The organism is Pantoea alhagi (assembly GCF_002101395.1).
Lineage (GTDB): Bacteria > Pseudomonadota > Gammaproteobacteria > Enterobacterales > Enterobacteriaceae > Mixta > Mixta alhagi.
Window position 1 is genome coordinate 1745956 of sequence record NZ_CP019706.1, and the last position, 26636, is coordinate 1772591.

22 protein-coding genes are annotated in these 26636 nt (G+C 54.4%); 9 read left to right on the plus strand and 13 right to left on the minus strand.

Features of this window, described 5'->3' with window-relative positions:
- Window positions 1-93: 93 nt before the first annotated feature.
- Complete coding sequence (glpK, locus tag B1H58_RS08195; protein ID WP_085072260.1) at window positions 94-1608, minus strand: glycerol kinase GlpK; 1515 nt, start codon at window positions 1606-1608, stop codon at window positions 94-96.
- Window positions 1609-1638: 30 nt separating this feature from the next.
- The gene (locus B1H58_RS08200) at window positions 1639-2496 is read right to left on the minus strand and encodes an MIP/aquaporin family protein (RefSeq protein ID WP_085069360.1); all 858 of its coding nucleotides are present in this window, start codon (window positions 2494-2496) and stop codon (window positions 1639-1641) included.
- 441 nt (window positions 2497-2937) lie between these two features.
- Between B1H58_RS08200 and zapB the strand changes: the two genes are divergently transcribed.
- Entirely contained in the window at window positions 2938-3177 is a 240-nt protein-coding gene (gene zapB, locus B1H58_RS08205) for a cell division protein ZapB (protein WP_085069362.1), read from the plus strand.
- Between the two features lie 108 nt (window positions 3178-3285).
- Here the strand turns inward: zapB and rraA are convergent, their stop codons facing one another.
- The 7 genes from rraA to priA form a co-directional block, all read right to left on the minus strand.
- Window positions 3286-3771 carry a ribonuclease E activity regulator RraA gene (rraA, locus tag B1H58_RS08210; RefSeq protein WP_085072261.1) on the minus strand — a complete coding sequence of 162 codons (486 nt, stop codon included), beginning with the start codon at window positions 3769-3771 and terminating at the stop codon, window positions 3286-3288.
- 96 nt (window positions 3772-3867) lie between these two features.
- Window positions 3868-4788, minus strand: coding sequence for a 1,4-dihydroxy-2-naphthoate polyprenyltransferase (locus tag B1H58_RS08215; RefSeq protein ID WP_085069364.1), 921 nt, complete (start codon window positions 4786-4788; stop codon window positions 3868-3870).
- Window positions 4789-4946: 158 nt separating this feature from the next.
- The gene (gene hslU, locus B1H58_RS08220; RefSeq protein ID WP_085069366.1) at window positions 4947-6278 is read right to left on the minus strand and encodes an HslU--HslV peptidase ATPase subunit; all 1332 of its coding nucleotides are present in this window, start codon (window positions 6276-6278) and stop codon (window positions 4947-4949) included.
- Window positions 6279-6289: 11 nt separating this feature from the next.
- Entirely contained in the window at window positions 6290-6820 is a 531-nt protein-coding gene (gene hslV / locus B1H58_RS08225; RefSeq protein WP_085069368.1) for an ATP-dependent protease subunit HslV, read from the minus strand.
- Between the two features lie 90 nt (window positions 6821-6910).
- Window positions 6911-7876, minus strand: a complete 966-nt coding sequence (gene ftsN, locus B1H58_RS08230) for a cell division protein FtsN (RefSeq protein ID WP_085069370.1) — start codon at window positions 7874-7876, stop codon at window positions 6911-6913.
- Window positions 7877-8052: 176 nt separating this feature from the next.
- The gene (gene cytR / locus B1H58_RS08235) at window positions 8053-9078 is read right to left on the minus strand and encodes a DNA-binding transcriptional regulator CytR (protein ID WP_085069372.1); all 1026 of its coding nucleotides are present in this window, start codon (window positions 9076-9078) and stop codon (window positions 8053-8055) included.
- Between the two features lie 189 nt (window positions 9079-9267).
- A complete protein-coding gene (gene priA / locus B1H58_RS08240; RefSeq protein WP_085069373.1) occupies window positions 9268-11463 on the minus strand; it encodes a primosomal protein N' in 2196 nt (731 codons plus the stop codon).
- Between the two features lie 216 nt (window positions 11464-11679).
- On the opposite strand from priA, the gene rpmE reads away from it, so the two are divergent.
- A complete protein-coding gene (gene rpmE / locus B1H58_RS08245) occupies window positions 11680-11892 on the plus strand; it encodes a 50S ribosomal protein L31 (protein ID WP_085069375.1) in 213 nt (70 codons plus the stop codon).
- Between the two features lie 90 nt (window positions 11893-11982).
- Here the strand turns inward: rpmE and metJ are convergent, their stop codons facing one another.
- Window positions 11983-12300 carry a met regulon transcriptional regulator MetJ gene (metJ, locus tag B1H58_RS08250; protein WP_038629044.1) on the minus strand — a complete coding sequence of 106 codons (318 nt, stop codon included), beginning with the start codon at window positions 12298-12300 and terminating at the stop codon, window positions 11983-11985.
- Between the two features lie 279 nt (window positions 12301-12579).
- On the opposite strand from metJ, the gene metB reads away from it, so the two are divergent.
- Together metB and B1H58_RS08260 are read left to right on the plus strand one after the other, a co-directional pair.
- Window positions 12580-13740 carry a cystathionine gamma-synthase gene (gene metB / locus B1H58_RS08255; RefSeq protein WP_085069377.1) on the plus strand — a complete coding sequence of 387 codons (1161 nt, stop codon included), beginning with the start codon at window positions 12580-12582 and terminating at the stop codon, window positions 13738-13740.
- Between the two features lie 3 nt (window positions 13741-13743).
- The gene (locus B1H58_RS08260) at window positions 13744-16179 is read left to right on the plus strand and encodes a bifunctional aspartate kinase/homoserine dehydrogenase II (RefSeq protein WP_085069379.1); all 2436 of its coding nucleotides are present in this window, start codon (window positions 13744-13746) and stop codon (window positions 16177-16179) included.
- Window positions 16180-16212: 33 nt separating this feature from the next.
- Here the strand turns inward: B1H58_RS08260 and B1H58_RS08265 are convergent, their stop codons facing one another.
- A complete protein-coding gene (locus B1H58_RS08265) occupies window positions 16213-16464 on the minus strand; it encodes a hypothetical protein (RefSeq protein WP_085069381.1) in 252 nt (83 codons plus the stop codon).
- 345 nt (window positions 16465-16809) lie between these two features.
- Here B1H58_RS08265 and metF point away from each other — a divergent pair, with 345 nt between their 5' ends.
- The gene (gene metF / locus B1H58_RS08270) at window positions 16810-17712 is read left to right on the plus strand and encodes a methylenetetrahydrofolate reductase (protein ID WP_085069383.1); all 903 of its coding nucleotides are present in this window, start codon (window positions 16810-16812) and stop codon (window positions 17710-17712) included.
- A 73-nt stretch (window positions 17713-17785) separates the two neighbouring features.
- Here metF and ppc read toward each other — a convergent pair whose 3' ends face one another.
- Together ppc and argE are read right to left on the minus strand one after the other, a co-directional pair.
- The gene (ppc, locus tag B1H58_RS08275) at window positions 17786-20437 is read right to left on the minus strand and encodes a phosphoenolpyruvate carboxylase (RefSeq protein WP_085069384.1); all 2652 of its coding nucleotides are present in this window, start codon (window positions 20435-20437) and stop codon (window positions 17786-17788) included.
- Window positions 20438-20680: 243 nt separating this feature from the next.
- Complete coding sequence (argE, locus tag B1H58_RS08280) at window positions 20681-21829, minus strand: acetylornithine deacetylase (protein WP_085069386.1); 1149 nt, start codon at window positions 21827-21829, stop codon at window positions 20681-20683.
- A 177-nt stretch (window positions 21830-22006) separates the two neighbouring features.
- Here argE and argC point away from each other — a divergent pair, with 177 nt between their 5' ends.
- The 4 genes from argC (at window position 22007) to argH (ending at window position 26508) form a co-directional block, all read left to right on the plus strand.
- A complete protein-coding gene (gene argC, locus B1H58_RS08285; RefSeq protein WP_085069388.1) occupies window positions 22007-23011 on the plus strand; it encodes an N-acetyl-gamma-glutamyl-phosphate reductase in 1005 nt (334 codons plus the stop codon).
- 13 nt (window positions 23012-23024) lie between these two features.
- Window positions 23025-23801 carry an acetylglutamate kinase gene (gene argB, locus B1H58_RS08290; RefSeq protein ID WP_085069390.1) on the plus strand — a complete coding sequence of 259 codons (777 nt, stop codon included), beginning with the start codon at window positions 23025-23027 and terminating at the stop codon, window positions 23799-23801.
- Between the two features lie 25 nt (window positions 23802-23826).
- Complete coding sequence (locus B1H58_RS08295; protein ID WP_085069393.1) at window positions 23827-25038, plus strand: argininosuccinate synthase; 1212 nt, start codon at window positions 23827-23829, stop codon at window positions 25036-25038.
- Window positions 25039-25128: 90 nt separating this feature from the next.
- Window positions 25129-26508: an argininosuccinate lyase gene (gene argH / locus B1H58_RS08300; RefSeq protein WP_085069395.1), complete on the plus strand. Its 1380-nt coding sequence runs from the start codon at window positions 25129-25131 to the stop codon at window positions 26506-26508.
- Window positions 26509-26636 lie beyond the last annotated feature (128 nt).

Genomic DNA, 26636 nt, shown 5'->3' on the forward strand with positions numbered 1-26636 from the left:
CAGCCTCTGAAAAAACAAATGAGGCGAAAGTGTATCACAGCGGGGAAAGGGGAGAGAAAAGCCCGCGCCGGCTGGCGACGCGGGCCTGAAGCATTACTCGTCGTGCTCTTCCCATGCCTGGGCACGGGCCACGGCTTTACGCCAGCCAGCGTAGCGATAGTTTCGCTCGGTGGTTTCAATGCTCGGGCGGAATTCGCGCTCAATAACCGCCTTCGCGCGCACTTCATCCAGATCTTTCCAGAAGCCCACTGCCAGACCGGCAAGATAGGCCGCACCCAGCGCGGTGACTTCCCGCACTTCCGGCCGCTCTACGCGAGTGCCGAGAATATCGGACTGGAACTGCATCAGGAAGTTATTCGCGACCGCGCCGCCGTCAACGCGCAGGGATTGCAAACGCGTATTGGCGTCATTCTGCATCGCTTCCAGCACGTCGCGCGTCTGATAGGCGATAGATTCCAGCGTTGCACGAATAATATGATTGGCATTTGCGCCGCGCGTCAGGCCAAACAGCGCACCACGCGCATAGGGATCCCAGTAAGGCGCGCCCAGACCGGTAAAGGCAGGAACCATATAGACGCCGTTTGAGTCTTTTACTTTCATGGCGAAATATTCTGAGTCGGCAGAATCGCTGATCAGTTTCATCTCATCGCGCAGCCACTGAATTGCGGCACCACCGATAAACACGGCACCTTCCAGCGCATAGTTAACTTCACCGCGCGGGCCGCAAGCGATAGTGGTTAACAGGCCATGCGTAGAGGTGACCGCCTCGGTACCGGTGTTCATCAGCATAAAGCAGCCGGTGCCGTAAGTATTTTTCGCCATACCCGGCAATACACAGAGCTGGCCATACAGTGCCGCCTGCTGATCGCCAGCAATACCGGCGATAGGAATACGCGTTCCGCCTTTACCGCCGATATTGGTTTGCCCATACACCTCAGATGAAGATTTCACTTCCGGCAGCATTTCACGCGGAATGTCGAGGATGTCCAGCATCCGCTGATCCCATTCCAGCTTATGAATGTTGTACATCATGGTACGCGATGCGTTGGTGTGGTCGGTAATATGTACCCGGCCCTGGGTCATTTTCCAGATAAGCCAGGTATCCACGGTTCCGAACAGCAGCTCGCCACGTTTGGCGCGCTCGCGTGCGCCTTCCACATGATCGAGGATCCATTTCACTTTGGTGCCAGAGAAATAAGGGTTAATCACCAGACCTGTGGTGTGCTGAATGTACTCTTCCAGCCCCTCTTTTTTCAGCTTTTCGCAGTAGTCAGCCGTGCGCGGATCCTGCCAGACAATCGCGTTATAAATCGGTTTGCCAGATTCTTTATCCCAGACAATCGCCGTTTCGCGCTGGTTAGTGATACCGATAGCAGCAATCTGGTCAGAGCGAATATCCGCATGCGCCAGCACTTCAACCAGCGTAGAGCTTTGGGAAGCCCAGATATCCATTGGATCGTGTTCAACCCAGCCCGCTTTCGGATAGATTTGGGTGAATTCCCGTTGGGAAACCGCCACGATGTTGGCGTCATGGTCAAGAACCACAGCACGAGAGCTGGTAGTACCCTGATCGAGCGCGACAATATATTTTTTATCTGTAGACATAATCAATTCCTGATGTGCAAAGATTGAACACTGTTACGCTTTATGCTGCTCAGCGCGCGCGACCGGCTTTCCCGCTTTAGTATCCTGCGTAATGTTAAGGTTGCAGGGCAGGTGACGGCAGATCAGTGAGCGATAACCCCAGGCTCCAAGACAGGCGCCAACCAGCGGGCCAAAAATCGGCACGAGGAAATAGGGAATATCACGACCACCGGTAAAGGCGACGTTACCCCAGCCAGCCAGCCAGGCGAAAATTTTTGGACCAAAATCACGTGCCGGGTTCAGTGCAAATCCGGTCAGCGGCCCCATTGCACCACCGATAATCGCAACCAGCAAACCAATAAGCAGCGGTGCCAAAGGCCCACGAGGTACGCCATTGCCATCATCGGTAAGCGCCATAATCACGGCCATCAATACTGCCGTAATCACCATCTCCACCAAAAACGCCTGTCCTACGCTAATATGCGGATTAGGGTAGGTTGAAAATATGCCGGCCAGATCGAGGCTTTCTGTGCTGCCGCGTAGCATCTGATGGCTGCTTTCATAGTCAATAAATAAGCTGTAATAAAGTCCATAAACCAGTGCGGCGGCGCAGAATGCTCCGGCGACCTGAGCCACAATATAAGGGGCAACCTTACGTGCTTCAAAATTGGCGAACAGGCAAAGTGCGACGGTAATGGCTGGGTTCAGGTGTGCGCCTGAAACGCCTGCCGTCATATAGGCGGCCATGGCCACGGCCAGGCCCCAGACAATGCAAATTTCCCATTGACCGAAAGCGGCGCCAGTCAGCTTCATTGCGGCGACACAGCCAGCGCCGAAGAAGATGATCATGCCGGTTCCAATAAATTCGGCAATGCACTGACCTTTGAGTGTGCTAGTTGCTGTCTGACTCATAATGAAATTCCTGAAGGCGAGGTTAAATTTTATCAATCGTTGTTTTCATTCCATTGAGCTACCCAAACAAATGTAGGGCTGTTGTGAATTTATCGTTAACGCGCATAAACGAGAAATAGCGAACGCTAAAACTGTGTAGTCCATCAAAAAAATGCTCGCTTTCGCGTCTTTTGCTGTTCTTTAAACATCATTTTTGTCACCTCTCGCTGCACGTTGCGTTCGTTTTGTTAACAAACGGACCATTATCAGGGATTAGGCTGCCGTACCGCTTTCGGTATATGCTGAAAAGTGTTACATACTGCGCTTCACAACGGTTCGCCGCTGGACTTGGGCTGTGCGGCTACTTACAATCGGTGTGTTAGGGTTTTTTACGAATTTTTGTGATGTCTCGTCGTCTGCGGCTGGCATCATCAACGCCTTGCGATTAGGAGAAGTCATAGAATGTCATTTGAAGTATTCGAGAAACTGGAAGCGAAAGTACAGCAGGCGATTGATACCATCACGCTGCTGCAGATGGAAATCGAAGAGCTGAAAGAGCAGAACAACAGCCTGAAACATGAAGTTCAACAGGCCTCGGGAAACAGCGAAGCGCTGGTGCGTGAAAACCAGCACCTGAAAGAAGAACAGGTTCAGTGGCAGGAGCGCCTGCGGGCTTTGTTAGGTAAGATGGAAGAAGTCTAATCCGCACGGATGCTGCTTTCATCGAACATAAAAAACGGGTGCCCAGGCACCCGTTTTTGCTGTCCGCGATCTGCCTGGCGACACGCTCAGGCGCAGTAGCCGAATCCGCTATTCAATATCCAGCGGGTCTTCCGACAGAATAATACCGGTATTGTCCGCGTACAGATGGTCGCCGGAAAAGAAGGTAACACCGCCAAAGTTAACGCGAATATCGCTTTCGCCAATGCCTTCGCCCGCCGCGCCAACCGGAATAGCGGCGATAGCCTGGATACCAATATCCAGCTCTTCCAGATCGTCAACCTGGCGGACCGAGCCGTAGACCACAATGCCTTCCCATTCGTTCTGCACCGCCAGCTGAGCCAGCGCCGCATCAACCAGCGCGCGCCGCACTGAGCCGCCGCCATCTACCAGCAGCACACGACCCCGGCCATTTTCTTCCAGCAGGTCGTATAACAGGCCGTTGTCCTCGAAACATTTCACCGTCGTGATTTGGCCGCCAAACGAGGTGCGACCTCCAAAATTGGAGAAAAGGGGCTCTACCACGTTTACGTCTTCGTGATAGATGTCGCAGAGTTCGGAAGTATCGTATTTCATAGGATTTTCGTCTGTTTGCCACAGGAGCGGTAAGTATATCGCTTTATTTAAGTTGTTGGCAAAATCATCAATGGTGCAAAGGTTGCGATATATCAATCAAAGCAGCATCCCTATAGAAAACAGCACGTTCGCCAGCAGCGCCGCTTTAACCGTTTTTTCCAGCATGGGACGCATAGCAAGGGGCGATTTTTCACGCAGAATATAGAGGCCTTGTTGCCAGAACAGCGGTGCAGAGAGCAGGAAAAGCCAGCTTCCCCAGCCTGGGCGGGCGAAACAGGCAAAGGCGGCAAAACAGAGCAACGCGCTGCTCAGCAGCAGCAGGTGATAGCGGCGAGCGTTAGCAGCGCCCAGCCGTACTGCCAGCGTCATCTTGCCGCATTGACGATCGGTTTCCATATCGCGCAGATTATTGATATTAAGCACCGCCGCTGCCAGCAGGCCGCTGGCCGTTGCGGGCAACAGCACCAGCGGTTCGATAAGGTGGCTCTGCAGGTAAAAGCTGCCGCTGACGGCCAGCCAGCCGAAAAATATCAACACCGATAAATCGCCCAGACCCAGGTAGCCATAGGGCTTCTTTCCTACGGTGTAGGCAATGGCCGCGATAATCGCCAGCGCCCCCAGCAGCAGAAAACTCAACATATCGCTCAGGCTGTGACAGGCATAGCTAATCAGTAAAATGCCGCAAACCAGCGCCATCCCGGTAGCAATAACTATCGATGTCCGCAGCTGCGCTAAGGTAATCGCGCCTTTCTGAATGCCGCGCAAAGGGCCCAGACGCTCGCTACCGTCGCTGCCTTTTACCGCATCACCATAATCGTTAGCCAGATTAGATAGCACCTGCAGCAGACCACTGGTCAGGAAGCAGAGCAGGGCGATGGTCAGGCTGAAAGCTCCCTGCCACCAGGCCAGAGCAGAACCCGTCAGAATAGAGGCGAATGCCAGCGGCAAAGTGCGCAAGCGCAGGCTTTCCAGCCAGGCGCGGAAGTGAAAGAACGTTGCCGGTTGAATATGTTCCATAAGTGAGACCGCCGCCGTTTTTAATCCAAAAGAGGTAGATCGAGTCTACGGCGGTATACATGCGGCCACCTTAACCTCCGTCAAACTGACGTGGTTCAGGCGCAGAAGGAAGCAATAAAAAAGGAGGCCGTAGCCTCCTTCCTGATAATAAATACCGCTTACAGAATGAAGCGGCTGAGGTCTTCGTCAGCAACCAGCTGATCCAGATGCTGCGAAACATACGCGGCATCAATGGTAATGCTGTCACCGCTGCGATCGCTGGCATCATAGGAAATATCTTCCATCAGACGCTCCAGCACCGTATGCAGACGACGCGCACCGATGTTTTCAGTGGTTTCGTTAACCTGCCATGCCGCTTCAGCGATACGGCGAATGCCATCTTCGGTAAAGCTGATATTAACGCCTTCGGTTCCCATCAGCGCTTTATACTGCACGGTAACGGAAGCGCTTGGCTCGGTCAGGATACGTTCGAAATCGTTTACGGTCAGCGGCTGCAGCTCAACGCGAATCGGCAGACGACCCTGCAGTTCCGGAATCAGATCTGACGGGCTGGCGACCTGGAATGCGCCGGAAGCGATAAACAGGATATGGTCGGTTTTAACCATGCCGTGCTTGGTAGAGACGGTGCAGCCTTCTACCAGAGGCAGCAGGTCACGCTGCACGCCTTCGCGAGAAACATCCGGGCCTGAGGTTTCGCCACGCTTACAGATTTTATCGATCTCGTCGATAAACACGATACCGTGTTGCTCAACCGCTTCGATCGCTTCTTCTTTCAGCTCTTCCGGATTGACCAGCTTGGCCGCTTCCTCTTCCACCAGCAGCTTCATTGCATCTTTGATCTTCAGCTTGCGCGGCTTCTGCTTTTGTCCGCCCAGATTCTGGAACATTGACTGCAGCTGGCTGGTCATCTCCTCCATGCCCGGAGGCGCCATAATTTCTACGCCCATCGGCGCGGCGGCCAGGTTGATCTCAATTTCTTTGTCGTCCAGCTGGCCTTCGCGCAGTTTTTTACGGAAAGACTGGCGTGCAGCAGACGGCTCAGCATTTTGCTCTGGCTGGCCCCAGTTATTTTTAGCCGGAGGGATCAGCGCATCGAGAATGCGTTCTTCAGCCATCTCTTCTGCGCGGTAGCGATTGCGTTCAATCGCCTGCATGCGCACCATTTTCATCGCCGCATCGGTCAAATCACGGATAATAGAATCCACTTCTTTACCGACGTAGCCGACTTCGGTGAATTTGGTAGCTTCAACCTTGATAAAAGGCGCGTTAGCCAGCTTAGCCAGACGACGGGCGATTTCCGTTTTACCTACGCCGGTCGGGCCAATCATCAGAATATTTTTCGGCGTAACTTCATGGCGTAGATCTTCATCCAGCTGCATACGACGCCAGCGGTTGCGCAGGGCGATCGCCACAGCACGTTTGGCGCCATCCTGGCCGATGATAAATCTGTTCAGTTCGCTGACAATCTCGCGCGGAGTCATTTCAGACATAGTTTCGATCCTTACGCTTTGGACGCTAATTCTTCAATAGTCAGATTGTGGTTGGTGTAGATGCAGATATCACCTGCAATACCCAACGCTTTTTCGGTAATGTCGCGAGCGCTCAGCTCGGTATTTTCCAGCATGGCGCGTGCTGCCGCCTGGGCGTACGGGCCGCCGGAGCCAATCGCGATCAGATCGTTTTCAGGTTGGATGACATCACCATTGCCGGTAATAATCAGCGAGGCGTTTTCATCCGCCACCGCCAGCAGCGCTTCAAGTTTGCGCAGCATACGGTCGGTTCGCCAGTCTTTAGCAAGTTCCACCGCGGCTTTAACCAAATGGCCCTGATGCATTTCCAGCTTACGCTCGAAAAGCTCGAACAGTGTAAAGGCATCGGCTGTACCGCCAGCAAAACCCGCAATCACCTTATCATTGTAGAGACGGCGCACTTTTTTGACGTTGCCTTTCATTACGGTATTACCGAGCGTAGCCTGGCCATCACCGCCAATTACTACGTGGCCGTTGCGTCGTACACTTACTATCGTTGTCACGGGCAGACCCCTTGTTACAGTGGAAAAAGAGCTTCGCGCTGTGCGGCGCGAAGCATAATGCAACAAGATATGGGGCAGGATTGAAGGGTTTCAACCCCCAACCGCGAGAGGAATACAGCCTGAATGGCCGGAACTACGCAGGCGTTTCAGGGTGCTGTCGGCGCTGGCGCGGCTGTTATAGGGCCCGATAACCACTCGGTTCCAGCCGCCGCCGTTAGTGATACGGCTTTCAAAACCTTCAAAGGCCAGCTGGGCGCGGATCGATTCCGCCTGCTCACTGCCTTTAAACGAGCCGCACTGCACCATCCAGCGCTGCGACTTCTCTTTTTCCACCGCTTTGGCTTTGGCAGTTTCCTGCGGTTTAACGCGGCTGTTTTCCTGGGGTTTCGGCGCATTTACCGGCTGCTGAGCGCCATTTTGCGGCAGCATATGCGTTTGCTGCGTGGTTTGCTGTTGAGCACGCTGCTGCTGCTGCAAACGTTGCTGCTGTTCAAGACGCTGTTGCTGCTGAATTTGCTGCTGTTGAACGCGTTGCTGTTGCTCAAGGCGCTGCTGCTGTATCTGCTGTTGTTGCAGCTGCTGTTGCTGGCGCTGTAGCGTCTGCTGACGTTGTATCGGCGTTTGTTCATTCCACGGGACTTCATTTAGCTGAGTCGGTGCCTGGCGCATATCGGCCTGCATTTGCTCCAGCAACTGACGCTGTTCATCGGTCAGTTGAGTCTGCGACTGCACTTCGCCGCCGGCGGAAGGCTCTTTTGGCGTGGGCACGCTAAGCTGACGGTTTTCCAGCTCTTTAATATATTTCCAGCGCTCTTCCGGCTTGGGCGGCAACCCGTTTCCGCTGACTTTGTGATCCGGAATAACCGGCGTCTCTTCTTTTTTATGATGAGCGATAAACCACAGCCCGCCCGCGAATGTCACCAGCACCGCTACCGCCAGCCCTATCATAATTTTTGAAACACCAGAGCTGCCGTTGCGTTTCTTGCTGCGGCTATTACTTTTCTTGCGACGCGTCCCTGTCGAACGCCCGCGGCCTACATAATCTTTTTGTGCCACTAATCGTTCCGCTAATTCAAAGAAGAAAATGCATGCCGGATAAAGCGCGCTAAGTTAGCGCAACGCCTTAGCTATCCGGCTATTAGCCCGCCATGTTACTCAAGGGCTGGAAGTTTGACCAGCAGTGAGTCGTTTAAGAATCTGCTGAAACTGCCGGATCAACGGCATCTGGACGCTTAGCTGGCGTGCATTGTGCTTCCGCGCAGCTTGAGTTCAAACTCCAGCAGGCGTGAGCCGTTGTTCACGGTACGGCCCTGTAATTGCTCCAGCAAAAGCAGCATCGCTTCCCGACCCAGAGCGAAGCGCGGTTGCGCAATGGTAGTCAGCGGAGGATCGCTGTAACGCGAAAGCTCAATATCATCAAAGCCGACCAGAGAGAGGTCCTGCGGAATGCGCAGGCCCATGCTTTTCGCCTGTGACATCGCGCCCAGGGCCATAATATCGTTATGGCAAAAGAGCGCCTGCGGAGGCTGTGGTAAAGCCATCAGCCGCTTAAACGCCGCAGCGCCAGCTTCAAAGGTAAAGTCGCCACGCACAATATAGCGTGATTCGATTGCCTGTCCATGACGGCGTAGCGCCTGAATATAGCCCTGCAAACGATAATGGCTGAGCGGCATCTCTTCCGGGCCGGCAATGCAGGCAATGCGGCGATGGCCCAGCTGCCATAAATGATTAACCGCTTCGAAGGCTGCGGTCAGGTTATCAATATGAACCGTGGGAAGCTCCAGATCGGGCGCAAATTCATTCGCCATTACCATCGGCGGTAAACTGCGCTGTTCTTCCACCCCGGTATCGAAAGGCACCTGGGAACCCAGCAGTACCATGCCGTCGATCTGACGCGTCAGCATCAGGCTCAGAAAGGTCTTTTCCTGCTGATTCTGATGGGCGCAGTCGCCAATCAGCACCAGATAGCCTTCAGCGGCTGCCGTAACTTCAACGCCACGAATGATTTCGCTGAAAAAGGGATCGCAGATATCGGGAACAATAACCAGAATAGTGCGTGATTCGCTGCGTTTGGCATTCCGCGCCAGAGCATGAGGGGAGTAGCCCACTTCGATCACCGCCTGTTCAACCTTTTGGCGGGTTGTCGCTGAGACCTTTTCAGGGTTCATCAGTGCGCGGGACACGGTGGCGGTTGAAACCCCCGCACGCTCAGCCACGTCTTTCATGGTGGCTGCCGTTGACTCCTGGTTCTGCTCCAACGCTTTTCTCCTTACACTGGCCTGAATAGTAAGATGTTATATGTCGTCTGCTGCGCTTGTTGCGGTCAAAGCTGACGACCATCACATTTTTAACAGATTGTATAAGGGTCCGTTACCTTAATTGCATAAAAACTGTGACTTATTCGAGGTTTTTCGATCCAGCTCGCAAACCTTGTCCGGAAGCATCGATCAGCTTTCCGTTGGGTCGATATCCAGTGTCCATTTCACCTTACGTGACAGCGGCAGGGTGGAGATTAACGGCAGGCTGGTTTTGAGCAGCTGCTGTAGCTGAAGGCGGGAAGGGTGCTGTAGCAGCAGTTGCCAGCGATAGCGCCCGCCACGCTTAGCCTGCAGAGCAGGTACCGGGCCCATAATCCACAACGGCTCATCGCGTAGCGGACTGGCTTCCAGCAGGTTGCGCAGCTGATGTAAAAAGGCCGCCGCCTGCTGATTATCATGATCGTCAGCACGAAACAGCGCATGGCTGGTGAATGGCGGAAGCTGCACGCTGCGGCGCTCGCTTAAGGTCTGGCTGGCAAACGCATCGTAGCCCTGATGCAATAAGATCTGCAGTAGCGGATGTTCAGGATGATGGGTTTGCAGCAGCACTTCGCCCTGCTTACCGGCCCGGCCAGCGCGTCCGGCAACCTGAATATAGAGTTGGGCAAAGCGTTCAGCGGCGCGAAAATCTGCCGAAAAGAGCGCGCCATCCACATCCAGCAACGATACCAGCGTTACATCGGGAAAGTGATGCCCTTTCGCCAACATCTGTGTACCAATCAGGATACGGGCGCCGCCGCGAAACACATCGGCCAGATGCTGCTCGAGCGCCCCTTTGCGGCTGGTGGTGTCACGGTCAATACGCGAGAGCGGAATGCCCGGAAATAAACTCTGGAGATTATGCTCCAGCTGCTCGGTGCCGAGGCCCACCGGCACCAGATGCGTCGAGCCGCACTGCGGGCACTGACGCGGCACCGGGCGCTGACTGTCACAATGGTGGCAGCGTAGCTGGCGCTGCTGCTGATGGAGCGTGTAATAGTGATCGCAGCGCTGACATTCAGCAATCCAGCCGCAGTCGTGGCATAACAGTGCCGGCGAGAAGCCACGGCGGTTAAGAAACAGCAACACCTGATTATCCGCCTGTAAATGCAGACGCATACGCTGGATCAGCGCGGGCGACAGGCCGCCCTGCAGCTGGACGCCTTTTAAATCAATCAGCTGCTGCGTCGCCTGGCGCGCATTACCGGCGCGCTTGCTCAGGTTAAGCTGACGGTATTTTCCGCTCTGCACGTTATGCAGCGTTTCCAGAGCTGGCGTCGCCGAGCCCATCACGATCGGGATATTTTCTTCACGCGCCCGGAACACCGCCAGGTCACGGGCATGATAACGCCAGCCTTCCTGCTGTTTATAAGAGCTGTCATGTTCTTCATCAATAATGATGACGCCCGGGCGGGCAAAGGGCGTAAATAGCGCGGAGCGGGTGCCGATCACAATGGCATTATCACCCTGACGCGCGCGCAGCCAGACGGCCATACGTTCGCTGTCGTTCAGATCGGAGTGCAGGACATCAATCGGGGCGTTAAAACGCGCCCGAAAGCGGGCGATGGTTTGCGGCGTCAGGCCGATTTCCGGCACCAGCACCAGCGCCTGACGTCCGCGACTTAGCACGTTTTCCAGGACGCTAAGGTAAACTTCCGTTTTACCTGAGCCAGTAATCCCTGCCAGCAGCCAGGGCGCAAATTGTTCATCTTCGCTGCGGATCGCGCCAACCGCCAGCGCCTGCTCTGTATTTAGCCGCAGTCGTTCGCCGTTAACCGCAAAACTATCACGCCAGTCCTGGCGCGCAGGCAGATGCTCACGCAGGTCGCACAGACCTTTGGCACGTAAAGCCTGTAGCGCCGCGTCTGCCAGTTCATGTTGAGTGATCTCATGGCGATAAAGCGGTTGCTGACGCAATGCGGCCAGCGCCTGCTGCTGCTTTGGCGCGCGCTTCAGGCTTTCCGGCGCGGTTTCTCGTCCCAGTTCGGTAATAAACCACTGCCAGAGCGGCGTCTCCTGCGCCGGTTTACCCTGGCGCAGCAGCACCGGCAGCGCATGGAACAGCACCTCGCCCAGCGGATAGTGATAGTACCCGGCGGCCCAGTGCAAAATACGCCATAGCGAAGCAGGAAACAGCGTTTCGCTGTCGAGCGTTTCCAGTACGCTTTTCAACTGTCCGGTGGGCAGATCGCTTTGCTCACTGAAGCCGACCAGGATACCGATCATCGTGCGGTTACCAAAGGGCACGCGAACGCGCCCGCCAGGCACCGGGTGAAGATGCGCGGGAAGCAGGTAATCAAACTGGCGTGCGAGCGGAACGGGCAGCGCGACCTGAGCAACGGGCATGACGTTATCCGTAAAAAGAGTTGAACGGCGTAGTGTACACTGTGTAGCCATAAATGTGCGGATTCGATTGCATTGGGCGGTTATTTTCTGTATAGTTCGCCGCCTTTGGTGCGGAATAAGGCATCAAAAATCACCAGAATGTTCAATCCGCGTGTGGTGCCGGCGCAGGTTTTTCCTGGCGCGGGAGAGCGACACGGCCTTTACTGAGGTTACCCCATGAAAGAAGGTATTCATCCTAAGTATGTTGAAATTACTGCAACTTGTTCTTGCGGTAATGTGATCAAAACTCGCTCTACAGTGGGTCACGATCTGAACCTGGACGTGTGCGGTAAATGCCACCCGTTCTACACCGGCAAACAGCGTGTTGTTGATACCGGTGGTCGTGTTGAGCGCTTCAACAAACGCTTCAGCATTCCGGGCAGCAAATAAGTTTCCCGGCAGACGCTACGTTATTCGACGGAGCGGATGCAAGAAAAAACCCAGCTTCGGCTGGGTTTTTTTATGCGCAAAAACAGCGTATCAGTATTCCCATGTGTCAGGATCTTTACCCAGTTCACGCATAATCTTTTTCGCCTCTTCCGGGATCTCATCGCTGCGTTCTTTGCGCAGATCAACATCGTCCGGCAGCGGCTGACCGGTAAACGCATGCAGAAATGCTTCGCATAACAGCTCGCTGTTAGTGGCATGACGCAGATTGTTTACCTGACGGCGCGTACGTTCATCTGTCAGGATTTTTAACACTTTCAGCGGAATAGACACGGTAATTTTTTTGACCTGCTCGCTCTTCTTACCATGCTCAGCATAAGGGCTGATATATTCGCCATTCCATTCAGCCATGAGTTACCTTAATTATTAAAAGTTAAATTGTCGAAATTCAGCCAATTATGCCCGATATTTTCATGCCTCACTAATCAAAGTCAGCATTTAATACGTAACTTTGCCGCTTTTACCTGGGTTGCGCTGCAGTAGAAGGCAATTCACTGCAATTTTAGCGGTTATTGCGCATTTGCTCAATCTATACGCAAAGACATTTAGATGTCCAGATGTATTGACGTCCAGTGGCGTGGTGTTATCCTGTTAGCCTTCTTTCAGGGTCTTTCAGGAACAGTAAGCACTATGACGCGTAAACAGGCAACCATCGCAGTGCGCAGCGGTTTGAATGATGATGAGCAGTATGGCTGCGTTGTCCCTCCGATTCACCTTTCCAGCACCTATAACTTCACTGACTTCAATCAGCCACGCGCTCATGATTACTCGCGTCGCGGTAATCCTACGCGTGATGTCGTACAGCGTGCGCTGGCCGAACTGGAGGGGGGAGCCGGGGCTGTTATGACCAATACCGGTATGTCCGCGATTCATCTGGTCTGTACGCTGTTCCTGAAACCTGGCGATTTGTTGATTGCGCCGCATGACTGCTATGGCGGCAGTTATCGTCTGTTTGACAGCCAAAGCAAGCGCGGCGCCTATCGCGTTAAATTTGTCGATCAGGGCGATACCCAGGCTCTGCAGGCGGCGCTGGCTGAACAGCCGAAACTGGTGCTGGTGGAAAGTCCCAGCAATCCGCTGCTGCGCGTGGTGGATATCGCCGCTATTTGTCAGGCAGCGCGCGCCGCTGGCGCGATAAGCGTGGTGGATAACACTTTTTTAAGCCCCGCTCTGCAAAATCCGTTGGCGCTGGGCGCCGATCTGGTGGTGCACTCCTGTACCAAATATCTCAATGGCCACTCTGATGTGGTGGCTGGCGCAGTGATCGCGAAAGATGCGGCGGTGGCAACCGAACTTGCCTGGTGGGCGAATAATATTGGCGTGACCGGCTCTGCCTTTGACAGCTATTTGCTGTTGCGTGGAATGCGTACCCTTGGCCCGCGTATGGCGGCGGCGCAGCGTAACGCACTGGAGATTGTGATGTATTTGCAGCAGCAGCCGCTGGTGAAAAAACTGTATCATCCCTCTTTGCCGCAGAACCCGGGCCATCAGCATGCGGTACGTCAACAGCGCGGCTTTGGCGCAATGTTAAGTTTTGAACTTGATGGGGACGAACAGCGTCTGCGCCGTTTCCTGAAGGCGCTGGAATTATTTACTCTGGCAGAGTCGCTGGGGGGAGTGGAAAGTTTGATTTCCCATACCGCAACCATGACCCACGCGGGTATGTCGGCAGAAGCGCGTGCGGCGGCAGGGATTTCCGATACCTTACTGCGCGTGTCGGTTGGGATAGAAGATCACGAAGATTTAATCGCCGATCTGGATAATGCATTCCGGGTGGCAGCCGAGGATTAAGAAATGAGTATTTCAGCCGCAGCGGGAGCGCCGCAGAGCAGGCAGCTGCATAAATTTGGCGGTAGCAGCCTTGCCGATGTCAGCTGTTATCAGCGCGTCGCGGGTATCATGGCCGATTACAGTCAGCCGGGCGATTTAATGGTGGTCTCAGCCGCTGGCAGCACCACTAACCAGCTGATTAGCTGGCTAAAGCTCAGCCAGACCGATCGCTTATCGGCCCATCAGGTACAGCAGAGCTTGCGTCGTTATCAGTCCGATCTAATCAACGGCCTGCTCGCGCCGGAGTTAGCTCAGCCGCTGCTGAGCCGCTTTATTCAGGATCTGGAGCACCTGGCCGGATTGCTGGATGGAAAAATTACCGACGCCGTTTATGCCGAGGTAGTCGGGCACGGTGAGATCTGGTCGGCGCGGCTGATGGCGGCAGTGCTGCAGCAACGCGATCTGGAAGCGTGCTGGCTGGACGCCCGCGAGTTTTTACGCGCCGAGCGGGCGGCACAGCCGCAGGTTGATGAAGGAAAGTCCTGGCCGCTGTTGCAGCAGCTGATCGCGCAGCATGCGCATCAGCGTCTGGTGGTTACCGGCTTTATCTGTCGCAATGAGGCAGGTGAAACGGTGCTGTTGGGGCGTAACGGCTCTGACTATTCAGCAACGCAAATCGGTGCGCTGGCGGGTGTAAGCCGTGTCACCATCTGGAGCGATGTCGCCGGGGTCTACAGCGCCGATCCGCGTAAAGTAAAAGATGCTTGTCTGCTGCCGCTGCTGCGACTGGATGAAGCCAGCGAGCTGGCGCGTCTGGCAGCGCCGGTACTGCATGCCCGCACGCTGCAGCCGGTTTCCAACAGCGATATCGATTTACAGCTGCGCTGCAGCTATCAGCCTGAGCAGGGATCGACGCGCATTGAGCGTGTGCTGGCTTCCGGCACCGGCGCGCGTATTGTGACCAGTCATGACGATGTTTGCCTGATCGATATTGAAGTGTCGGCGCAGCACGATTTCGATGCGCTGCATAAAGAAGTCGATCATCTGCTGAAACGCGCGCAGATTCGTCCGCTGGCCATGGGCGTGCATAGCGATCGCAACCTGTTACAGCTCTGCTATACCTCCGAAGTGGTGAGCAGCGTGTTTGAACTGCTGCAGGATGCCGGGTTGCCGGGCCATCTGCAGCTACGCGAAGGGCTGGCGCTGGTGGCACTGGTTGGCGCGGGCGTCAGCCGTAACCCGCTGCACAGCCATCGTTTCTGGCAGCAAATTAACGATCAACCGGTAGAGTTTATCTGGCAGTCGGAAGATAAAATCAGCCTGGTGGCGGTGCTGCGTGTTGGCCCGACGGAACATTTGGTTCAGGGGCTGCATCAGTCGCTGTTCCGCGCGGAAAAACGTATTGGCCTGATGCTGTTTGGCAAAGGAAATATCGGTTCGCGCTGGCTGGAGCTGTTTGCCCGGGAGCAGAAAAATCTCTCGGCGCGCACCGGTTTTGAATTTGTGTTGGCGGGTGTGGTGGACAGCCGTCGCAGTCTGCTGAGCTATGAAGGGCTGGATGCCAGCCGCGCGCTGGCTTTCTTTGAAGATGAAGCAATCGCACAGGATGAAGAGTCTCTGTTCCTGTGGATGCGGGCGCATCCTTACGATGACCTGGTGGTGCTGGATGTGACCGCCAGCGAAGCGCTGGCTGAACAATATCTTGATTTCGCCAGTCACGGTTTTCATGTGATTAGCGCCAACAAAGTGGCCGGCGCGTCAGGCAGCTATCAGTGGCGTCAGATCCGTGACGCATTTGCGAAAACCGGGCGTCACTGGCTATATAACGCCACGGTGGGCGCAGGGCTGCCGGTCAACCATACGGTGCGCGATCTGCGGGAAAGCGGCGACAGCATTCTGTCGATCAGCGGCATCTTCTCCGGCACGCTCTCCTGGCTGTTCCTGCAGTTTGACGGTACGGTGCCGTTCAGCGAACTGGTCGATCAGGCGTGGCAGCAGGGTTTAACCGAGCCGGATCCCCGCGTTGATCTCTCTGGTCAGGATGTAATGCGTAAGCTGGTTATCCTGGCGCGTGAGGCGGGCTACGATATTGAACCGGATCAGGTACGCGTTGAGTCGCTGGTGCCAGCGGGCTGCGAAAAAGGTTCTGTCGATCACTTTTTCGAGAACAGCGATGCGCTAAACGAACAGATGCTACAGCGTCTGGAAGCGGCACAGGAGATGGGGCTGGTATTGCGTTACGTCGCGCGTTTTGATGCTAACGGCAAAGCGCGTGTGGGTATCGAGGCGGTGCGTCCGGAACATCCGCTGGCGGCGCTGCTGCCGTGCGATAACGTCTTTGCCATTGAAAGCCGCTGGTATCGCGATAATCCGCTGGTGATCCGCGGGCCGGGTGCGGGACGTGATGTGACGGCGGGTGCGATTCAGTCTGATATTAATCGGCTGGCGCAGCTGGTGTAACAACAAAACGGGTGGCCTGAGCCACCCGTTGTTTTAGGCCAGCACGAACTGGCTTTCATGCACCTGACCGAGCGTCAGGCCCACCAGTGAAATGCTGCTGTCTCCACAGGTGAACAGCAGGCCATCATCACATTCGCTCAGATTACCCAGATAGTTGCCGTTGGCGTTAATTTGTTTATTGCCCGGGATCACCAGCTTATCGTCCTGGTCGAACTGATAGATGACGCTATCGCCAAAGCTGTTGCCAGCAAACATAAAGGTATCATCGCCGCCGTAGGCATACATGATGTCATCACCGCTGCCGCTGACGCCGCCATCGACCCCTCTGTTGTAGATTAAATACGATAAATTACGTTTTATGGAAGTAAATCGATTACATCACGGCAATAGACTGTTTATTAACAGGTTTCTAATAAAGAAAATTCCTGGTTTTCTCGCTTCTGCACCTATCTGAAGGATGTTGCTGTTTATTCATGTGCACCTGAAAGGAATTCAACGCCGTTGCACTGCTTTTTGATTGACAAATAGCCAGGCTGATAGCATCTTATGGAGTTATAGACGTCTAAACGTATAGATGTTTAGCGTGATGCTCACGCATCATCCACTAAGCGATTGATAAGGTAAGCGGATATGAGTTTCTTTCACGCCAACCAGCGCGAAGCGCTGAACCAGAGCCTGGCAGAACTGAACGGGCGGATTAATGTTTCATTTGAATTTTTTCCGCCGCGCACCAGTGAAATGGAAGAGACGCTGTGGAGTTCTATCGATCGGCTCAGTAGCCTGAAGCCAAAGTTCGTCTCCGTTACCTACGGCGCGAATTCAGGGGAACGCGATCGTACCCACTCTATCATCAAGGGCATCAAAGAGCGCACCGGACTGGAAGCGGCGCCGCATCTGACCTGCGTTGACGCCACCCGGGATGAGCTGCGTACTATCGCCCGGGACTACTGGGAAAATGGCATCCGCCATATTGTCGCGCTACGCGGAGATCTGCCGCCAGGCGGAGGCAAGCCAGAACTGTATGCGACCGATCTGGTGGCGCTGCTCAAAGAGGTCGGTGACTTTGATATCTCCGTCGCTGCCTATCCTGAAGTGCATCCGGAAGCGAAAAGCGCTCAGGCAGATCTGATTAACCTGAAACGTAAAATCGATGCGGGTGCTAACCGCGCCATTACGCAGTTTTTCTTTGATGTGGAAAGTTATCTGCGTTTTCGCGACCGCTGCGTAGCGACCGGCATTGATGTAGAGATCGTACCTGGCATTCTGCCGGTTTCTAACTTTAAACAGCTGCAGCGCTTTGCCGCCATGACCAACGTTCGCGTACCGGGCTGGATGAACAGCATGTTTGCCGGACTGGACGACGATCCGGAAACGCGCAAAATGGTGGGCGCCAATGTGGCGATGGACATGGTAAAAATTCTTAGCCGTGAAGGCGTTAAGGATTTCCACTTTTATACGCTGAACCGCGCTGAAATGAGCTACGCCATTTGCCATACGCTGGGCGTGCGCCCGGCAGCGCAGCTGGTTGCCTGATTAACTGATTAATCTAAAAAGAATGCCTGATGAGGCGCATCGCCAGATGGTGATGCGCCTTTTGCCGTGGCAATTAACCGGTGTTACGCATACCCGCTGCCACGCCAGCGATAGTGACCATCAGCGCCTGCTCAACGCGCGGATCCGGCTCTTCTCCTTTGGCGTCCTGCGCACGCGAGCGGTGCAGCAGTTCAGCCTGTAGAACGTTGAGCGGATCGGTATAGACGTTACGCAAAGCGATCGATTCTGCAATCCATGGTTCATCAGCCATCAGATGCGAATCGTTAGCGATAGTCAGCACCGCTTTGATATCCGCAGCGAGGCGATCGCGCAGCTGCTTGCCCAGCGGCCACAGAGAAGGATCTACCAGACGCTGATCGTAGTATTCCGCCAGCCACAGGTCGGCTTTCGAGAAAACCATTTCCAGCATGCCGAGACGGGTAGAGAAAAAAGGCCAGTGGTGGCACATCGCCTCCAGCTGATCCTGATGACCTTCATCCATTGCTTGCTGTAGTGCCGCCCCTGCGCCCAGCCAGGCGGGCAGCATCAGACGGTTTTGCGTCCAGGCGAAAATCCACGGAATGGCGCGCAGTGACTCAACGCCGCCGGTTGGGCGACGTTTGGCCGGACGCGATCCCAGCGGCAGTTTGCCTAATTCCAGTTCCGGCGTGGCAGAGCGGAAATAGGGCACAAAATCAGGGTTTTCACGCACGTAACCACGATAGATGGCGCAGGAAGTCTCAGAGAGCTGATTCATAATGTCGCACCATTCGCTTTTAGGCTCCGGTGGCGGCAGCAGATTAGCCTCAAGGATAGCGCTGGTATAAAGCGACAGGCTGGCCACCGCTACTTCCGGCAGACCATACTTAAAGCGGATCATTTCGCCCTGTTCGGTGACGCGCAGGCCGCCTTTCAGGCTACCCGGCGGCTGGGAGAGCAGAGCCGCCTGCGCCGGTGCGCCGCCGCGACCAATGGTGCCGCCGCGACCATGAAACAGCGTCAGGGCGATACCGGCTTTTTCACAGGTTTTAATCAACGCGTCCTGCGCCTGATATTGCGCCCAGGAGGCGGCCATCACGCCAGCATCTTTGGCTGAATCGGAATAACCGATCATGACCATCTGCTTGCCCTGAATAAAGCCGCGATACCAGTCGATGCTCAGCAGCTGCGACATGACATCGTTAGCATTATTCAGGTCATCCAGCGTTTCAAACAGCGGTGCGACCGGCAGCGCAAAAGGAATACCGGCTTCTTTCAGCAGCAGATGAACCGCAAGCACGTCGGAAGGCGTTTTCGCCATGGAAATAACATAGGCGGCAATCGAACCGCGTGGCGCTTCCGCCGCTACGCGGCAGGTTTCCAGCACTTCACGCGTCTCTTCGCCTGGCTCCCACTGACGCGGCAGCAACGGACGCTTTGAGTTCAGTTCACGGATCAAAAATGCCTGTTTATCCGCTTCAGACCAGCTCTCGTAATCACCAAGGCCGAGGTAACGCGTGACTTCTGCCAGCGCTTCGGTGTGGCGCGTGCTTTCCTGACGTAGATCGATACGTACCAGCGGAACGCCGAAACATTTTATCCGACGCAGCGTATCAAGCAGCTGTCCGTTGGCGATGATGCCCATGCCGCATGCCTGCAATGACTGATAACAGGCATAAAGCGGGTCCCATAGCTGATCGTTGGAAATCAGCAGACCTTCCGGACGCGGCAGGCGCTCGCCTTTCAGACGCCCCTCCAGATAGGCCTGGGTCGTCATCAACTGCGTCCGCAGGCGTTTTAAAACTTCGCGGTAGGGCTCCTGCGCCTGCGGATCGCCGCACAGTTCGCGCAGCTCTTCGGTGCATTCCGACATCGACAGCTCGGAAACCAGCACGCCGATATCCCGCAGGAAAAGATCGGTGGCTTTCCAGCGGCTCAATTGCAGAACATGACGGGTAATACTGGCAGTAACGTTGGGATTGCCATCGCGGTCGCCGCCCATCCATGAAGTAAACTGCACCGGTACAAAGTCTACCGGCAGCTTATAGCCGAAGGCCTCTTCGACCTGTTCGTTCAGCTCACGAAGAAAATTCGGCACGCCTTCCCACAGGCTGTTTTCCACTACCGCAAATCCCCATTTGGCTTCATCAACCGGAGAAGGGCGATATTTACGGATTTCATCGGTATGCCACGCCTGGGCTACCAACTGACGCAGGCGGCGCATAATCTGGTTGCGCTCATAGTCAGAGATATCATTATGATCGAGCTGTTTTAAACAGGTATTTACCTCAACCAGCTTATGAATCAGCGTGCGGCGTGTAATTTCGGTAGGATGGGCGGTGAGAACCAGCTCCAGCGAAAGCGATTCAATCGCCTCACGGATATCCGCTTCGTTCAGATCAGGCTGTTGCTTTAGCCGCTCGAACGCCTTTTTCATCAGTTCAGCATGACTGGCGCCTTCACCGTTGGGTGAAATGGTCTGATATTGTTCAGCCACGTTAGTCAGATTAAGGAACTGGCTGAAAGCGCGTGCTACCGGCAATAGTTCATCATTAGAGAGGTTCTGCAGGGTAGTTAACAGTTCCTGCCGATGAGCGTCATTTCCCGCACGGGATGACTTGGAGAGTTTGCGGATGGTTTCCACCCGATCAAGGATGTTTTCTCCCAGCGCATCCTTAATAGTATCCCCGAGCAGTTTGCCGAGCATACTGACATTACTTCGCATTGCGGAATATTGTTCGTTCATATGACCCCTGACACCCTTCTTGTCTTTTAGTTTTTACCCTTGCGGGCATAACGCCGCCTTTTATCTAGCCATGTAACTTACCGTTCGTCAATTGCGTAAAACGTGCCGCGTAATGCAGGTAAATGCTGGTAATTTAAGAAATTTAACGATGACGGAGTGAGATAAGTTATTCTTATCAGCAAAGTTGAAACTTTTCAGGAGCAATTTACCGTTTTCGCAGTGAATTGCCCCGAATGATGCAAATCAGTGACAAAAATGGTTAACCATTTGCCCGATCAGCTCACGCGTCGGCTTGATAAATGCCATATCAATAAATTCATCTGGCTGATGTGCCTGATTAATCGATCCCGGCCCTAATACCAGCGTAGGACACAACTGCTGAATAAAAGGCGCTTCGGTACAGTAGTTCACGACTTCCGTTGGCGTACCAAGCAGCTTTTCCACTACCTGAACCAGCTGATGCTCACGCGGGCACTCGTAGCCCGGAATCGGCGGATGAAGTTCGGCCACTGTCAAACGGCCCGGCCAGCGCACGCTAACCGGTGCCAGCGCCTCATTTAACAGCTCGTCCAGATCGGTCAGCGTCAGTCCGGGCAGAGGGCGAATATCCATATGTAATTCACAGCAGGCGCAAATACGGTTCGCCGCATCGCCGCCGTGAATATGACCAAAATTCATTGTGGGATAAGGAATGGCGAAGCCATCATGGTGATAGCGCTCTTTGAGCGTATTACGCAATTGCATCAGATGGCCGATTGACTCATGCATCAGCTCAATCGCGTTAACGCCGCGAGCAGGATCGCTGGAATGGCCCGATTGCCCCTCTATGCGAATCACATTGGATAGGTGGCCTTTGTGCGCCCGCACCGGTTTTAACGAGGTCGGTTCGCCGATAATCGCGCAATCGGGGCGTAGCCTGGTGGATTCAGCAAAGTATTTAGCGCCGGCCATTGTGGTTTCTTCATCCGCCGTAGCGAGAATATAGAGCGGCTTCTGAAACGTATTGATATCGGCGTCACGAAGCGTATCAAGAATAAAGGCGAAAAAACCTTTCATATCCGCCGTGCCGAGGCCGTACAGCTTGTTGTCATGCTCTGTCAGCGTAAAAGGATCGCGCGTCCAGCGTCCGTCATCAAAGGGGACCGTATCGGTATGGCCAGCCAGTAACAGGCCGCCTGTGCCTTCACCGCTTCTGGCCAGCATATTGAATTTATGCCGCGTGCCCGGCACCGGCTGGACTTCCACGCTGAAGCCTAAATCACGAAACCAGCCGGCCAGCAGAGTGATTAAACTTTCATTGCTCTGATCAAGCGCGCTATCGGTAGCGCTGATGGACGGTGTGGCTATCAGCTGGCGGTAAAGTTCGATAAAAGGCGGTAATTTTGTCTTCACTGTTGACGGTCCTTGAGTTAGGATGTATCAATATTCATGCATTAATAGTGAATAAAAATACAATAACGTTCGCGGGATGGGAAATGAATTTACCCGCTGACTGACGTTAAACTTCATGGGCGCGCGGCGACACGGCTGCACACCGGATCTGAATGACTGTAAAAGGTATACAGCCTGATGTTGAATACGCTGATTGTAGGTGCCAGTGGCTATGCTGGCGTTGAGCTGGCGACCTTCCTGAATCGTCATCCCCATATGAACATAACCGCTTTAGCGGTTTCAGCGCAAAGTCCGGATGCCGGAAAGCGTCTTTCCGATCTGCACCCGCAGCTAAAAGGGATCCTTGATCTGCCGCTGGAACCGTTGAGCGATGTGTCAGTGTGGGCTGACAAGGTGGATGTCGTGTTCCTCGCCACCGCTCATGAAGTCAGTCACGATCTGGCCCCGCAATTTTTGGCGGCAGGCTGTGTGGTGTTTGACCTCTCCGGTGCTTTCCGCGTAAACGATGGTGACTTTTATACACGCTATTATGGCTTTACTCATCAGCACGCAGCGTGGCTGGAGAAAGCGGTTTATGGCCTGGCTGAATGGCAGCATGACGCGATCAAAGAAGCGCAACTGATTGCCGTGCCTGGCTGCTATCCCACTGCGTCGCAGCTGGCGCTTAAGCCATTAATTGAAGCAGGACTGCTGAATGACGCGCAGTGGCCGGTAATCAATGCCACCAGCGGCGTAAGCGGCGCTGGACGTAAAGCCAGCCTCAATAACAGCTTTTGTGAGGTCAGTCTGCAACCTTACGGCATCTTTAATCATCGGCATCATCCCGAAATCGTCGCGCACCTTGGCGTGCCGGTTATTTTTACGCCGCATCTCGGCAATTTCCCTCGCGGCATTCTTGCCACTATTACCTGTCGCCTGCAGCCGGGCGTCAGTCGCGAGGATATTGCCGAGGCTTTCCATAACGCCTATCAGGATAAGCCGCTGGTGCGTATCTATGAGCAGGGCGTGCCGGCGTTGAAATCTGTAGTGGGCCTGCCGTTCTGTGATATTGGCTTTGCCGTACAGGATGAGCATCTGATTGTGGTGGCGGCGGAAGATAACCTGCTGAAGGGCGCAGCCTCGCAGGCGGTGCAGTGTCTCAATATTCGTTTCGGTTTCCCGGAAACCCAGTCACTTATTTAAGCGGATAAATACTATGACCACTCCATTAATTATCAAACTGGGCGGCGTGCTGCTGGATAGCGAAGAAGCGCTGGCGCGTCTGTTTACGGCGCTGGTGACTTATCGGGAGACGCATCAGCGTCCTCTGCTGATCGTTCACGGCGGCGGATGTCTGGTTGATGAACTGATGAAAAAGCTGGCGCTGCCGGTGCAAAAGAAAAATGGCCTGCGCGTTACGCCCGCCGATCAGATCGACATTATCACCGGCGCGCTGGCGGGAACCGCTAATAAAACCCTGCTGGCCTGGGCAAAGAAGCATCATATTCAGGCGGTTGGACTTTGCCTGGGCGATGGCGGCATGGCGAATGTTGCTCAATTCGATGATGAGCTGGGCCATGTTGGTAACGCCTTGCCAGGCTCGCCGGCGTTGCTGAACACGCTGTTGCAGGCAGGTTATATGCCGGTTATCAGCTCAATTGGCATCACGGAAGAGGGTCAGTTGATGAACGTTAACGCCGATCAGGCGGCAACGGCGTTAGCGGCGACACTTGGCGCGGACCTGGTTTTGCTTTCAGACGTCAGCGGTATTCTGGATGGCAAAGGCCAGCGCATCCCTGAAATGACGGCGATGCAAGCGGAACAGCTGATCGCTCAGGGCATTATTACCGACGGCATGATTGTAAAAGTCCATGCGGCTCTGGATGCGGCACGTACGCTGGGGCGTCCGGTCGATATCGCCAGCTGGCGTCATGCTGAGCAATTGCCCTCTCTGTTTAACGGTGTGTCTATCGGCACCCGGATCCACGCATAAAGTAAAAATATTCAAGGATTAAGACATGCAAAATCAAGGCATCAAGAAAATCGTTTTAGCTTACTCCGGTGGTCTGGATACCTCTGCCATTATTCCGTGGCTGAAAGAGAATTACGGCTGTGAAGTGGTCGCTTTCGTCGCGGACATTGGTCAGGATCGCGAAGATTTAGTCGGCGTAGAGAAGAAAGCACTGCAGTCAGGTGCGTCAGAATGCCATGTTGCCGATCTGCGTGAAGAGTTTATCCGTGATTACGTTTACCCGGTGCTGCAAACCGGCGCGCTGTATGAAGGCAGCTATCTGCTGGGCACCTCTATGGCGCGTCCGATCATTGCCAAAGCGCAGGTTGAGCTGGCGTTAAAAGTAGGTGCTGATGCTTTATGCCATGGCGCAACCGGTAAAGGTAACGATCAGGTGCGTTTTGAAACCACCTACACCGCGCTGGCTCCGCAGCTGAAAGTGGTGGCACCGTGGCGTGAGTGGAACCTGCGCTCGCGTGAAGCGCTGCTGGACTACCTGAAAGAGCGTAATATCCCGACTACCGCCTCGCTGGAAAAAATCTACAGCCGTGATGAAAACGCCTGGCATATTTCTACCGAAGGCGGCGTGCTGGAAAGCCCGTGGAACGCGCCGAATAAAGATTGCTGGGTCTGGACAGTGGATCCCCAGGAAGCGCCGGATCAGCCAGAGCAGGTAACGGTAACGGTAGAAAAAGGCCGCGTTGTGGCAGTTAACGGCGAGCAGCTGAGCCCGTTCCAGTGCCTTGATAAACTCAACGCGCTGGGCGCGAAGCACGGCGTGGGACGTATCGATATTGTGGAAAACCGTCTGGTGGGCATCAAATCCCGCGGCTGCTATGAAACGCCTGGCGGCACCATTATGGTCAATGCGCTGCGTGCCGTAGAGCAGCTGGTACTGGATCGCGATAGCTTTAAATGGCGCGAGCAGTTAGGCCTGGAGATGTCATATGTGGTTTATGACGGGCGCTGGTTCGCTCCGCTGCGTAAATCCTTACAGGCTGCTGCTGAGACACTGGCTGCCGAAGTCAACGGCGAAGTTGTGTTGCAGCTCTATAAAGGTCAGGTAACGGCGATTCAGAAAAAATCGGCAAACAGCCTTTATTCTGAAGAGTTCGCAACCTTTGGCGAAGATGAAGTTTACGATCACAGCCATGCGGGCGGCTTTATCCGTCTGTTCTCTCTCTCTTCACGCATTCGGGCGCTGAACGAGAAGAAATAACCGGGACAGCAACGGGCGGCAGGCGTCGAAGCCGCCCTGATAACAAGCCAGGCTGAGCCTTGCGCGCAACAGATTTCAGGAGCATTCAAGATGGCACTATGGGGTGGACGGTTTACACAGGCGGCGGATGGACGGTTTAAACAGTTCAATGATTCGTTGCGCTTTGATTATCGACTGGCAGAACAGGATATTATCGGTTCTGTCGCCTGGTCAAAAGCCTTGGTAACCGTTAGCGTATTAACTCAGGATGAGCAGCAGCAGCTGGAAGTTGCGCTGAATACGCTGCTGGAAGAGGTACGTGCTAATCCACAGCAGATTCTGCAAAGCGATGCTGAGGATATCCATAGCTGGGTTGAAGGCCGTCTGATTGAAAAAGTGGGCGCGTTGGGCAAAAAACTGCACACCGGGCGTAGCCGTAACGATCAGGTTGCGACCGATTTAAAGCTCTGGTGTAAAGAGCAGGTTTTGCTGCTGCTGAGCGCGGTGCGTGAACTGCAACGGGCATTAGTGGATACCGCAGAAGCCAATCAGGATGCGGTTATGCCAGGCTATACCCACCTGCAGCGCGCACAGCCGGTGACCTTCGCACACTGGTGTCTGGCCTATGTTGAAATGCTGGCGCGAGATGAGAGCCGCCTGAAGGATACGCTGAAACGCCTGGATGTCAGCCCGCTGGGTAGCGGTGCGTTGGCAGGAACTGCATATGAAATCGATCGCGAGCAGCTGGCCGAATGGCTGGGCTTTGCCAGTGCCACACGTAATAGCCTGGACAGCGTTTCCGATCGTGATCATGCGCTGGAGCTGCTTTCCGATGCGGCGATCGGCATGGTGCATCTGTCGCGCTTTGCCGAAGATCTGATCTTTTTTAATACCGGTGAAGCCAACTTTGTTGAGTTATCCGATCGCGTGACTTCCGGCTCTTCGCTGATGCCGCAAAAGAAAAATCCTGATGCGCTGGAGCTGATCCGGGGCAAGTGTGGCCGGGTACAGGGCGCGCTGACCGGCATGATGATGACGCTGAAAGGGTTGCCGCTGGCCTACAACAAAGATATGCAGGAAGACAAAGAAGGGCTGTTTGACGCGCTTGATACCTGGCTTGATTGCCTGCATATGTCGGTGCTGGTGCTGGATGGCATTCAGGTAAAACGTCCACGTTGCCAGGAAGCGGCAGAGCAGGGCTATGCCAATGCGACCGAACTGGCAGACTATCTGGTGGCGAAGGGCATCCCGTTCCGCGAAGCGCATCATATTGTGGGTGAAGCGGTGGTGGCGGCAATCGGCCAGGGCGTGGCGCTGGAGGCGTTAACGCTGGCACAGCTTCAGCAGTTTAGTCCGCAAATCGAACAGGATGTTTATCCAATTCTTTCGCTTCAGTCCTGCCTGGATAAGCGTAATGCCAAAGGTGGCGTGGCACCACAACAGGTTGCCAGCGCGATAGCTGAGGCAAAAGCAAGACTCAGTGATCGCTAATGCACCGGTAACCGAACAATAAACTGATCCGCAATGTTCGGGATAATGAAATCTTCGTCAGGTTACTGATGTATCAAAAAAAGGCGGGCATACTAGCCCGCCAACCTCTGACTTCAGATATTTTTTTA